At 48.3% G+C, this 13420-nt stretch carries 7 protein-coding genes, 1 tRNA gene and 2 pseudogenes; 4 read left to right on the top strand and 6 right to left on the bottom strand.

What is annotated here, in order from left to right; genetic code table 11:
- Positions 1–193: 193 nt before the first annotated feature.
- Positions 194–275: transfer RNA gene (locus tag RDN79_RS18080), tRNA-Leu, on the bottom strand.
- Positions 276–344: 69 nt separating this feature from the next.
- Here RDN79_RS18080 and RDN79_RS18075 point away from each other — a divergent pair.
- Positions 345–707, top strand: a pseudogene (locus RDN79_RS18075) (transposase); the annotation flags it as partial.
- A gap of 280 nt (positions 708–987) precedes the next feature.
- On the opposite strand, the gene RDN79_RS18070 reads toward RDN79_RS18075, so the two are convergent.
- The 5 genes and pseudogenes from RDN79_RS18070 to RDN79_RS18050 all read right to left on the bottom strand — a co-directional run bounded on the left by RDN79_RS18070 (position 988) and on the right by RDN79_RS18050 (position 7220).
- A complete protein-coding gene (locus RDN79_RS18070; protein ID WP_298550951.1) occupies positions 988–3867 on the bottom strand; it encodes a DUF6383 domain-containing protein in 2880 nt (959 codons plus the stop codon).
- 784 nt (positions 3868–4651) lie between these two features.
- Positions 4652–4852, bottom strand: coding sequence for a hypothetical protein (locus tag RDN79_RS18065; RefSeq protein ID WP_374044532.1), 201 nt, complete (start codon positions 4850–4852; stop codon positions 4652–4654).
- Positions 4853–4866: 14 nt separating this feature from the next.
- Positions 4867–5359 (bottom strand): annotated as a pseudogene (locus RDN79_RS18060) (DUF3990 domain-containing protein).
- On the bottom strand, positions 5356–5580 hold the full coding sequence (locus tag RDN79_RS18055) for a DUF3791 domain-containing protein (protein WP_298550955.1): 225 nt from the start codon (positions 5578–5580) through the stop codon (positions 5356–5358). The pseudogene RDN79_RS18060 and the gene RDN79_RS18055 overlap by 4 nt, the downstream one beginning before the upstream one ends.
- 65 nt (positions 5581–5645) lie before the next feature.
- Positions 5646–7220: a beta-N-acetylhexosaminidase gene (locus tag RDN79_RS18050; protein WP_298550957.1), complete on the bottom strand. Its 1575-nt coding sequence runs from the start codon at positions 7218–7220 to the stop codon at positions 5646–5648.
- A gap of 128 nt (positions 7221–7348) precedes the next feature.
- Here RDN79_RS18050 and RDN79_RS18045 point away from each other — a divergent pair, with 128 nt between their 5' ends.
- The 3 genes from RDN79_RS18045 (at position 7349) to RDN79_RS18035 (ending at position 13313) form a co-directional block, all read left to right on the top strand.
- Positions 7349–8959: a dipeptidase gene (locus tag RDN79_RS18045; protein ID WP_298550959.1), complete on the top strand. Its 1611-nt coding sequence runs from the start codon at positions 7349–7351 to the stop codon at positions 8957–8959.
- 44 nt (positions 8960–9003) lie between these two features.
- Entirely contained in the window at positions 9004–10176 is a 1173-nt protein-coding gene (locus RDN79_RS18040; protein ID WP_298550961.1) for an aminopeptidase C, read from the top strand.
- 347 nt (positions 10177–10523) lie between these two features.
- The gene (locus tag RDN79_RS18035) at positions 10524–13313 is read left to right on the top strand and encodes a glycoside hydrolase family 2 protein (protein WP_298550963.1); all 2790 of its coding nucleotides are present in this window, start codon (positions 10524–10526) and stop codon (positions 13311–13313) included.
- Positions 13314–13420: the final 107 nt, after the last annotated feature.

Here is a 13420-nt window from a genome sequence, read left to right as displayed (position 1 = left end):
TAAGGTTAACAAAGTTGGTTAGGGGTTGTCGTGAGACAGCCTTTAATTGTTTATAGGGGTTTCTGTGGTGCAGGAATCATGAATCGTGAGTATCTTTTCGCCTATTATGAAATCTCAGTTTCACTACATTGATAATCAATATAAAATAGGAAGAGCCTGTTCTCATCAGAACAAGCTCTTTTGTCTTTGAAGGTGCGCCTGATAGGACTCGAACCTACACGTCTCTCGACACCAGATCCTAAGTCTGGCGTGGCTACCAATTACACCACAGGCGCGTTGCGACTGCAAAGATAAACAATTTTCACCAATATGCAAATGTTGCCGGTGAGATTTTACTTTTTGCAAAGGGGTGTCCGCTACGCTGCCTCTGCTACAAAGCCCATGGTGACCGACGGACAATCGAGGTCAACCACAGACTCAACGGATACAAACGAAAAGCCCGGAAACTGTTGACATCCGAAGAAAGTCTCAGATACCGCGGACGATGATGTATCGAACCGGAGGCTGTCTTCGGACAGATGAAGCCCAACATGGCATACCGCCGCTTCCGCCACTTCGAAAAAGACAAGGTCACAATGGACTTTGCCTTCTTCGCCATTGCCTTCAACATAAAGAAAATGTGCTCAAAAATAGCGAAACAGGTCAAAAATGGGGGGGGGAATACGCCCCATCCTGACCTGTTTATACGTGTATCTCGGAACCACTAAAACAGAGGCTGCGCCGTAAAACTTAATTACGACACAGCCTCCTTTTTGATCTGCTTTCTTTCTTCACAGAGGTACTGGCAGTAGAACTTTTAATTTCATTACTTTAGTATTAATACTACCACTTGTTCTCCCTCGCGGGGTAATTGGGCCTTCCGCCAAAAAGCGGAGGGACACCGCGTGATATTATTTAGATTATTTGATTATAAAATGTCATCTATCTGTAGAGGCGGTTCGCAAACCGCCCTTACGACAGACAGTATTGTATATTTAGTATCAATCGTTATTTAACGATAGCCTTCACAGCAGCTTCGCCTTCAACAGCTATCACAACGACACCCGCCGGAGCAGCGATCGCAGCATTGTCGGAAGCAACAACCGTATTAGCAATCACCTGGCCCAAGATGTTGGAAACAACCACCTTCTTACCCTGAGCACCAACAATCTGAATCTGACCTTCGCCGGCGATGACTTTGACTTCGGAGACTTCGATCGCATCGTTGGAGGTAGGAGCTTCATCGCCGAGGGTGAAGACCATAGCCTGTGAACGTGTAGCAGTGAAGCCTAATTTGCCGTTCAATGCATACAACCAACCACCCTTAACAGATTTCACAACATATTCGTTGTCTACATCTTCGTCGTTCAACTGGATCGTGTACTGATATGCTTTCAGATCATTCTTAACCAGATCACCGTCCACAGCAGTTGTCAGTGTATCTTTGGCTGTCAAAGTAGCAGCACGGAAGATGGCTTTCGGATCATTGGCAGAACCTTCCAACAGGTAGTTCTTGTTTTCAGACAACTGAGCGTCGTCTTCAGAGAAGATACCCAGAGAATCGGAAGAGTTGAACATGAACAGTCTTTCATCCTGTCCTTCTACACCGCGAGAGATATAGAACTTAGGAACGTCAGCCTTACCCACTGTATCCAACCAGAAAGTCAAACCGTCCTTGCTCAGGATACCTTCTTCCAGATTGTTCTTATTCATCTGCATAGCTACAGAACCCAGTACGTTATCGAATGATACGTGACGCGGTTCGGCAGGCAGAGAGGTTGCATCGGAGTTGTCGTTGAACTCGATGGTAACGTTGCTGATTGTAGGAGCGTAAAGGGTAGCGGTACCAGCAGTAGCAAAGGCAGTACCGGCAGTATTAACTTCTACAGCTTTGGCAGCAGCTTTAACACTACCAGCATAATCTGTGCTAATCAACCCCATTGCATAAGTTCCGTCATAGTTCTTGCGGAAGAAGAATTCACCTTCGTTAGTATCGTCTTTATCGATCGTCGTTGCAGCATCCTTCTTAAGGTAAAGGACCTTTTTAGATGAGCTGTTCGTACCAACTACCAATTTATAAGAAGGAACAGCCAACGTATCTTTAACCGTTACGATGTTTCCATCTTTATCCAGATAAGCAGCATCTACATCATTAATGATATAGTTAGCAACTGCCGGAGTGCCATCCTTAACAACCTCAGCAGTGAAAGCATAATCACCCTTATCTTCCTTAGGCAGATAAGTTCCGGTAGCATTATTAGCACTCAGCACACCATACATTTCAGCAACACCACCCGGCACTTTACCAGAGAACAACAGATGGAAACCACCTTCGCGTTCAGCCTTTGTCATTTCCAGGAAACCGTCAGTCTTTGTTGTGGCAACGGAGTTGAAACGAACTGTTTTACCGATCAGAGATTGATTCTTATCACCGGCATTACCTGTGCTGTTAGCAGTAACACCAGCTGCAATTGCATCATCATCATTAGGTGTAGCATTTTCAATCTCATATTCACCTGCTACATCTGTAGCTTTCAGTTTCAATACTAATTCCTTAGCAGGAGAAACGGCTTCACGGTTGGTCAATGTAAAGGAAGCCTTACCATCGAAACCGGAAACAACCCACTGTGTCATCGGAGAAGCCAAATCGATCTCTGATTTAGCACGAGCTTCAAGCTGATAAGCAGTAGTTGTAGCACCTGCTACCAAGTATTTGTGATATTCATACTGTGAGTCTTCATCACCATCGATACTCTGCTTTCCGCTTGTGAAATAGATATTAACAGTGTTAACAGCATCTTTCTTCAGCAGAACAGAGGCATCCAGGTAGGTGCTTGTACCTAAGATAGCAGGGTTAGCTGTCAACTTAGAGCCTGTACCTAAAACAGTTGTAACATACACATTGTCACCTTTACCGTCAGGCTGAACACCACCGACAACAACACTTCCCATTGTCAGCTTCAAAGCAGCCGGGTTGTTCAGAACGTCTGCCTGTTCAACTCCTGTAAAAAGCACTTCGGGCATTTGAGTTGCAGCAACAGGTACATATTTACCTTTTTCCAAGACTTTGATAACAGCAGCTTCTTTATCCTGAGCACCGTTAATCTTATAAGTTTCGTCTGTAATAGAGAGTAATGAAACCTTCTTTGCAGCAGTGATAATGCTTCCATCAGTTTTAGCAGCAGCTGCGACAAATGCTTTCATATCATCTTTTGTTCCTTTTGCCAGAACAAAGCCTCCTTTAGTAGGATTAGTTCCATCAAGAGCGGTAGCCACAACCGGAACCACCTGTAATGTTTCTTCAAAAGCATTACCGATCACATTTTTACCTTCGAAACCAAAAGTAAGGCCTTTGCTATTGTAATCCTGCAAGAAAGCAGCATCTTGTTCAACAGTTGCGGTAAAGAATTTCCAACCAGAGATTGCAGTAGCCCCGAACTTGTTTACATAAATCTTGTCGATGTTCAATGTTCCGGCATCTTTCTTGTCTGCATAGGTAGCAACAAAAGAAGTAAAGATGTCTTCTGCTTTGTCACTCGCAGTAAATTTAGTACCATCATTTTTTACACCCAACTGCTTGCCAGCCGTCCACAATTCGAAAGATACAGATGTTTCATCAACCGTTTTCAGGTTGCGCACTTCAAAAACAGCAGTGCTTGCATCGGCAGCTGCACCTGTACCGATAGTCACATAGTCAGAACCGGTAACGGTTTCAATAGGAAATAATGCACTAACAGCAGTTCCCAAATAAAACTTGGTTCCTTCCAATTTAGTTGCAGCAGTACCGGCTGTAGCTGTAATATCGCCAGCAGCAGCGTACGCAACATTAACAACAGGACCTGCCATGAGCAGAGCCGCTGTCATAAGAGTAAAGATTCTCTTCTTCATACTTTAAACATTTAAATTAATAATACTATGAATATTGAAATAATATCGTCCAACCCTTAGCTGCCATACCTTATATAGGTGTATGTTAACATCTGTACTTTGACAGCTAAAACGTACGTTTAAATTCGTCATTTTCGGAGGCGGTTCGGAAGGTTTGTAATCAAAAGAAGGTTTTTCGTACAGGTAAGGCTATCTAATTGATAAGAAACGATATAGAAAAGGAAAAAACTTTGAAGAAAGAATTGCAGGTTTAAAAAGTAGTTGTATTTTTGTAGCTGAATTATGACGAATTTAAACGTACGTTTTTTTAGTCATTTTGGAAAAAGCCATTTATCTTGTTCATTCCCAATAATATACAAGCAAAAAACAGAGCAAAAACCACCCTCAAAAACAGGGTAAGAAATGTACTTTCCACCAGGAGATAAAAGACTTTACTATATAGATTGTAATCAATTGTTTAGAGATGTTTTCTGGCAAGTCTCGACCAGTCCCTTTTTTTGCGCTTTTTTCAAAAAGGGGGGAAAATGAGCTATTTTTCCTATAAAACCAGCATATAATCCAAGCAATAGGAATCTATCTCCCTTGCCGTCGGCTGAAGCCGACGGTAGAAAGAAAAAAAATATATCTTATTTTCAAGGGGCTAAACCCCACAGAAGAACCGGCAAAGCCGGATATTTTATCTACCGTCGGCTTCAGCCGACGGCAAAAGAAGTGCTTTATATTTTATCCATTCTTCAGCACATTATCCTTGTCCGGTGCACTGGGTTCGGGTATCGGAAATTCTTTACATCATTTTCCCCGTTACCAATTCTTTTTCAAGATATTCGTACACATAGGCTGTACTCTGAGCATATAGCCCTGTATCAAGATCTATGAGCCGGCTATATGTATCAGATGTATAGAGTGCCTTGAGAGCCTCACTCATATCCATTTGATGCTCCTCCATAAGCAACAATACGATTTCCTTGGAAATCTCTTCTATCATAAATAGTTCTTTGGTCATAATCCACTTCTTACTTTGGTTAAATATCGGATAGATTTCTCCGTACCGAAAAAGTACTGCATAGTCACCCCTTTCATATATTTAAGTTCTTCAAGAAACTTATCCATATCTATCAGACCGGAAGTGAGTCGTCGTATCTGAAAGCCGACCGAATCATTTGCAATAGGACCAATAACAATATCATAACTATGCGAGGGTACACGCGTACGATTCCGACGGTTCATCAAACACAAACTCGGCCCATTCCCTACTGTATTCCCGAAATTCGAGAACCGACAAACCTATACCGTGCAAACTTCTCTCGTCAAACTCGTAAGAGTTCAACATAGGAACCCCTGCTCCCAATTGTTCTGTTTTCCGGGCAGCAAGCTCCCAAGCCTGCTCCTTATCAGCCGAAAGATAGAAACCGCATCCGAAATCTTTACCTACCTTTGACATCGAAAGGTCTATCTCTGCAATGTCAGTGTTTGAGCCATGATACAATATCATACCAATGCCCCTCCTTTCCTGTGACAATAAGCTGTAAGATCTTCTATTACGTCTTCAAACGAGAGTGTATGCTCCACATTGTAAAAACGGCTCACAAAGTCAAGGCCTTTGAACCTCTCCAGGTAGCGATAGGCTTGCAATGTGTTAAGTGAGTGTGCCGCAGCAAACTCACTTATCACAGCAATAATATATTCCACTTTGTTTTTGACATCCGGATCCATACCAGTTTTCCTTTCTTATCTTTCTGTTACGTCAAATGCAAATATACACTTTTTCCATCTATATATTATCCATTCTTCAGCACATCGTCCTTGTCCGGTGCACCGGGTTCGGGTGTGGATTCCGGGTTGAAGGGGTTGAAGTAGTAGATGCCTTTTTCACCAAGGAATTGCAGGAAGTAAGGGAGCTTCTGCATAAAAAGGCTGCATTCCTTCGACTTGGCAGGAGTCCAGGCGGATTCGGCAACAGCGACCAGACGGGGGAATGTCATATAGTCTAAACGTTTGGCATCAGCGACCCGTTCCGTCCAAAGGGAGAACTGGAGGCCCATCACCTGGTCTTCATAATCGCGTGTCAGATGGATGATAGGTTCGGGGAAACGGTAGATGTCCTCGATCGTGTTGTAACCGCCCCATACACGACCCACCTTATGACCGCCGTACTGGATAAAGTCGGCATACAACGGACGGCGCGGAGTCATAATCACCCGGTAGCCGTTTTCAAGCGCTTTCACTAACTGGTGTTTGCGGTCGTGACGCCACCACATGATGACCGCCTTGTCGGGAGAGACACCGGCATCGATCATCTCGTCCCAGCCGATCATGGTCTTGCCCTTGGAGGCGACAATATCGGCGGCACGGCGGATGAAATACTGTTCCAGGCCCGTTTCGTTACCTAAGTTCTTGTCTTTGATGAACTGCTGGATTTCGGGATCGGTAAACCAGCTTTGGTTGCCGTAGTGCACCTCGTCGCCTCCGATATGGATATAGGGAGACGGGAACAGGGCGACGATCTCGTCGAGCACGTTGCTGATAAACTCGAACGTCTCTTCCTTGCAGGGATGGAACGTGAAATGCTGCCATTTGCCCTCGCCTCCGCCGGAAATTTCGGGATAGGAACGGCAGACGGCGGTAGCATGGCCCGGCATGTCGAATTCGGGAACGACCATGATGTGGCGGGCGGCTGCGTAGGCGACGATCTCCTTGATCTCTTCCTGGGTGTAGAACGTAGCGGGCGCTTTCGAATCGTGCCAGTTGCCGACAGCCCCTTCGGTGGTCAGCTTCGGATAGCGCTTGATCTCGATGCGCCAACCCGGTTCGTCGGTCAGGTGCCAGTGGAACACGTTCAGGCGAAGGGACGCCATGATGTCCAGATATTGTTTTACCTTTTCCTTACCGAAGAAGTGGCGGCTCTCATCGAGCATGAATCCACGCCAGCCGTAGCGGGGCTGGTCCTGTATCTTGCAGGCACGCACGTTGCCTTTGCCGAAGCGGGAAAGTTGCAGAAGGGCTTCCTTGGCATAGAACAGTCCGGCTTCGGAAGAGGCTTGCAGCAGGATACTGTTCGGTTGGACGACAAGCGTATAGGCTTCATCGGCCATCTTGCAGTCGTTTGTCAGTTCCAGGCGGATGGTTCCGCTGGCAGGCGACGATTGCAGGCCGGATTCTTTCAACTCGGCCGGCAGGGCGGCGGCTAACTTGTCGGCATACCCGCCATTGCCTTGTACTTGGAGATTCTTTCCAATGGTGAACGTACCTTTCGCGTTCTGCACCTTTGCCGGCGTCGGAAACAAAGGTTGTTGTGCCATCATCGGCAACACGAATAGAAATAGTAATGTGCTTAAATAAATTAGTTTCTTCATGGCATATTTATATTTAATTATTTCCTTACAGGGATATTCCTCTTTTACCGGGGGATTAATCCCCCTGGCAAGAGGTAGCAAATATAACAAAATTTCATATCTTTAGCCGCAAAATTAAATATAATGCCATGAATAGACTAATTATCCTTATTATTGCACTTACCTGTTACGGGAACAGCCTCCGGGCCCAGGAAATCGAATACTCCCGTCCGGTCAACACTCCCGAAAGTTGTACAAGCATCCTGGTCGGCAAGAAAGCATCAGCCGACGGTTCGGTCATGACCAGCCACACCTGCGACGGGAACTACCGCACATGGATGGAGATCGTCCCGGCGGCACGCTACGAGCGCGACACGACAGTCGCCATCTATAACGGACGGATGCACACCGAATATCCTGCCGACCGTACGCGGATGGAACTGAAGGGGACGATCCCGGAAGCCCGTTCCACCTACCAGTTCCTGAATACTTCCTATCCTTGCCTCAACGAGAAGCAATTGGGGATCGGCGAGACGACCATCTCCGGACGTGAAGAATTACAGAACAAGAAAGGGATGTTCATGATCGAGGAACTGGAAAAGATAGCCTTGCAGCGTTGCACGACGGCACGCGAGGCGATCCGGCTGATCGGACAGTTGGTTGCCGAACATGGCTACGGGGATTCGGGCGAATGCCTGACAATTGCCGATCCGAACGAGGTCTGGCATTTCGAGGTGTTCGGCGAAGGGCCGGACAAGATCGGGGGCGTATGGGCGGCTGTCCGCATTCCGGACGACCATGTGGGGGTATCGGCCAATATCTCGCGTATCTCTACGCTCGACCTGAAAGACAAGGATCGTTATATGGCTTCGGAAAATGTATTCTCCGTTGCCAAAAAGATGGGGTTCTGGGACGGCAAGGAACCGTTCAAGTTCTGGAAAGCCTACAGCGGGGGCAACTATTTCGGCGAGCCGAAGGCATTCAGCATCCGCGAGTATTTCATCCTGAACGCACTGGCTCCTTCGCTCAAACTGTCGTACGATGCGGAAGAGCTGCCGATCAGCGTGAAGCCGGACAAAGCGGTTGCCGTAACAGATGTGATGGCATTGTTGCGCCAGACCTACGAAGGGACGGAATGGGACATGACGAAGAATCTGAAAGTGGCTGTCAAGAACAGGGAGACAAAGGAAACGGATACGATCACGAGTCCGGCAGCTAATCCCTGGATGGGAACCGATATGCTGAATATGCTGAACGGTGTGAAGGAAGGGACAGTGGCACGCAATCGCCTGGTAGCCGTTCCGCAATGTTCTTATTCGCACGTGATACAGCTTCGCAGCTGGTTGCCGGATGCCGTGGGCGGCGTCGCCTGGCTGTCGTTCGACAATCCGGGACAGAGCCCGCGCATCCCGATCTTTGCGGGTACGACCGACCTGCCGGCCGCTTTCGGTATCTGCGGACAGCACCGCCACCGTGAGGATGCCATCGTCTGGAAATACCGGACGGCAAACAAGTTGGCTACGGTCCGCTGGGGACTGACCAAAGACAAGATCAACGGTGCGGTCGCCCACTTCGAGGAAAAGGGCTTATCGGAAATGCCTTTCGTGGAAAGCCGCTACAAAGAGTTGCAGGACGGCAAAGGGGAAGAGGCCGCACGGGCTTTCCTGACCGGCTACACGGCTGACTTCGCAGGAGCGACAATCCTGCGCTGGCAGGAGATGGCGGACGAGTTCTGGAAGATGTTCGCGAGGGGATTTTGATTAATTGAAAATTAAGAATTAAAAATTAAAAAATAATGGATGTTATGAAATCACTTATTCTATCTTGCATGTTGGCGTTCTCTGCTTCGGCGGTGTTCGGCCAGGGGTATCAGTTTACAGAGGTGGTAACGGTTCCCGCTACCCCGGTTAAGAACCAGGCGGCAACGGGGACTTGCTGGTGCTTTGCCACGACTTCGTTTATGGAATCCGAACTGCTCCGTATGGGGAAGGGCACGTATGACCTTTCGGAGATGTTCATCGTCCGCCAGAAATACATGAACCAGTTACAGGACAACTACCTGCGCTGTGGAGACGGTAACATCGGACAGGGCAGCCTTTCGCATACCTTTATGAACGCGTATCGCCAGGTGGGGATCGTACCCGAAGAGGTGTACACGGGTATCAACTACGACTCCGAACGGCATAACCACGGCGAGATGGTCCGCTACATGCACGCCATTGCCGATGTGGCAGTAAAGGCGAAACAGCGCAGTCCGGAATATGACAAACTGATTGCCAACCTGTTCGACACCTATTTAGGAAAGCTGCCGGAGAAATTCACGTATAAGGGGAAGGAATATACACCGAAGTCGTTTGCCGAATCATTAGGGTTGAATATGGACGACTACATCGAGCTGACCAGTTTCACGCATCATCCGTATTACGTGAAGTTCGACGTGGAAGTACCCGACAACTGGGAACATTCCCTGATGTACAACCTGCCGCTCGACGAGATGATGCAAACGATAGATTATGCCCTGAACAACGGTTATACGGTCTGCTGGGACGGAGACGTGAGCGAGAAGGGATTCTCCTTTACAAACGGTGTCGCCATCAACCCGGAAGTGAAGAAGGTGGAAGACCTGTCGAATACGGATCGCGCCCGCTTCGAGAAATTAGGTGAGAAGGAACGCCTGGAAGAAGTCTTCAAGTTCGAACGCCCTTACCCGGAAATCAACGTGACCCCGGAAGTGCGCCAGGCAGGCTTCGAGTCATTCGTGACTACCGACGACCATCTGATGCACGTGACCGGCATCACCAAAGACCAGAACGGCACGAAATATTACATCACCAAGAACTCATGGGGAACCGACCGCAACAAATTCGGCGGCTACCTGAACATGTCCGAGAGCTTCGTCCGCGCCAAAACCATCTATGTGATGGTTCATAAGGATGCGATACCGAAGGCGATCAAAGCAAAGTTGGGGATCAGATAATAGGACAGAACCGGCCTTATCAATCAAATGTTTGTAGGGCCGGTTCTGTTTCGCTCCCGCATGAAAACAGCTTTCTGAGCTTGCAAAGCAAGCATCTGTATGGAACAAAGAACAACACAAAACGGAACTCAGTCAAAGGCAGACCATCCCGGAACGAGAAGCTAAATCGGCAGTAAAGACATTTCCCCACCCTTCAAAGGGGCAAATCTAACAAATTGTCATTAACTACATTTTGCTACTTTTCGACAGTCGGATACAATCATAAGATTCTCCATTATTATCCCTATTTAGTCTATTCTTTAAACGCTGGAAAAGGATTTAATTTGCACACGATAAACTTAATACCCATGCAACGAATAAACATTTACCTCCTGACGGCAGGCCTCCTGATGTGCCTGTTTTCATGCAAAAACAATCCCGCCCGCATTTCCTTAGACGGGGAATGGGAATTTGCGTTAGACAGTACCGATACCGGAATAAACGAGAACTGGGCCGGACAGAACTTCAAGAACACGATCCAGCTGCCCGGAACAACCGACGATGCCGGGTACGGAACGCCCAACAAATTAAAACCTGCCATCCAAAAGCCGCAAGTCCTCCACCTGACCCGCAAAAACAGTTACGTCGGACCGGCCTGGTACAGCAAAGAAGTCGATATACCTTCCGGCTGGAAAGGCAAAGCGATCGAACTCAAACTGGAACGCGTCATCTGGCAAACATCCGTATGGGTGGACGGGAAACAGGTCGAAGGCATGCAGGAAAGCCTGGTCGCTCCACACCTGTACGACTTGACGGAACAGCTGACTCCCGGCAGACACAAAATCACGATCCGCGTCGATAACCGGAAACGATACGATATCACGGCCGGCGATATGGCACATGCCTATACCAACGAGACACAGATCATGTGGAACGGGATCATCGGAGAAATCTCGCTGACAGCAAAAGATGCCGTCTCGATCCGCGACCTGCAAGCATACCCGGATAATAAGAACAAGCAAGTAAAAGTAAAATGCCTCGTAAACAATACGGGAACGGCAACATCCGGCACCCTGAAAGCCGACATCCGGACGGCAACAGATCCCGTTATACAAGTACAACAACACGTGACACTTCAGCCTGGAGAAAACCGGATCGAGCTGATTTGTCCGATCGAAGACGAAGTGAAGGTATGGAACGAGTTCACGCCTACCTTGTACACCCTTCGGGCTTCCATTGAAACAGACCCTCATAAAGATATCCGGGAAATCAATTTCGGCTTCCGGGATTTGGGGAAGAATGGGCCGGCTTTATTATTGAACGATCAGAAGATTTTCCTCAGAGGGACATTGGAATGCTGCATATTCCCGCTTACCGGATACCCTCCGATGGAACACGAAGGATGGGAAAAGGTATTCACGACTGCCCGCGAATGGGGTTTGAACCACCTCCGTTTCCATTCCTGGTGCCCTCCGGAAGCGGCGTTCGAAGTGGCGGACTCGCTCGGTTTCTACCTGCAAGTCGAACTGCCGCTCTGGTCCACCAATTTATGCAATGACAAACGCGCTCCCTATCTATATGCCGAAGCGGACCGCATATTGGAAGAATACGGCAACCATCCTTCCTTCTGCCTGTTCAGTCTTGGGAACGAGCTGCAATATGACTTCGAGTTCTTGGGCTCGCTTCTGAATCATGTCAAAGAAAAGGACCCGCGCCATCTCTACACGACGACCTCCTTCACTTTTGAGAAAGGACATGGAGACTGGCCGGAAGCGGATGATGATTTCTTCATCACCCAATGGACGAAGAAAGGATGGGTGCGCGGCCAGGGCGTGTTCAACACCGAATCCCCCCGGTTCGACAAAGATTATTCCGCATCGGTCGAAGGGATGGACGTGCCGCTTATCACACATGAAATAGGACAGTATGCAGTCTATCCCGACCTGAAAGAGATCGGAAAATATACCGGCGTACTGGACCCGCTAAACTTCAAAGGCGTGAAAGAAGACCTCGAAAAGAAAGGACTGGCCGGCAAGGCAGACGACTACCTGATGGCAACCGGCAAACTGGCAGCCCTGCTTTACAAAGAAGAGATCGAAAGAGCAATGAAGACTCCGGGAATCAGCGGTTTCCAACTGCTCGACCTGCACGACTTCCCCGGACAGGGGACAGCTCTTGTCGGGCTGCTGAATGCTTTCTGGGAAAGCAAAGGCGTCACAAAGGCCGCTGCCTTCCGCCAGTCTTGCGCCCCGGTTACCCCGTTGGCCCGTTTCACCAAAGCGACCTATACTTCCGGCGAACCGTTTGAAGCTGCCATCGAAGTAGTGAACTACAGTGACAAAACGATCGAAAATGCCGTTATCGGCTGGAAACTGACCGCCCCGGACGGACAAGCCGTTGCGCAGGGAGAATTTCCGGCACGTTCGCTGCCCGTCGGAGAAAACAGCCCTGCCGGAGACATCCGTTGCCCCCTGGATCCAATCACGGAAGCAAAAGAACTGACCTTGTCGGCAACACTGAAAGGAAGCTCCTACACAAACGAATGGAAGATATGGGTGTACCCGGCATCCCTAACCGTCGACAAAGGGGACATCGTCGTCACAGACCGTTTCGCCATTGCCGAAAAGGCCTTGCAAGAAGGGAAGAAGGTGCTGTTCAACCCTCCTTACGAATCCCTGAAAGGACTGGAAGGAAAGTTCGTCCCCGTATTCTGGAGCCCGGTGCATTTCCCCAAACAGGCAGGAACAATGGGATTGCTGCTCGACCCTGCCCACCCGGCATTCGCACACTTTCCGACCGACAGCCATACCGACTGGCAATGGTGGCGGCTCACGACACAGTCGAAGACACTCTGTATCGACAGCCTGTATACCGAAGTCACTCCCCTCATCGAATGCGTGGACAACTTCGCCAACAACCGCCGCCTGACCAATCTGTTCGAAACGAACTGCCTGAACGGAAAGTTAGTCGTATGCAGCATGGACCTGCTCCGCGAGCAAGAAAAGAATCCGGAAAAGAAACAACTGTTGTACAGTATCATAGAGTATATGAAATCCGGTAAATTCAATCCGGCACAACATACTTCACCCGCTGCCATCGGCGCATTCCTGACTTCCGGACAAACAAGTTCACGGGAAAAACCCGAGTCCATTTACTGATATAGAAAGAAAGAAGGTGTGTCAAAAAAAAATCCTGCTTACAATAGACATGATTTAGGCACGGATTACGCGGATTACACGGAAAGATAATAAATTTATCCGTGTAA

The organism is uncultured Parabacteroides sp. (genome assembly GCF_902493135.1).
GTDB lineage: Bacteria > Bacteroidota > Bacteroidia > Bacteroidales > Tannerellaceae > Parabacteroides.
The sequence above is the reverse complement of the archived record's forward strand: the minus strand, read 5'-3'. Positions and strand labels throughout refer to the sequence as shown.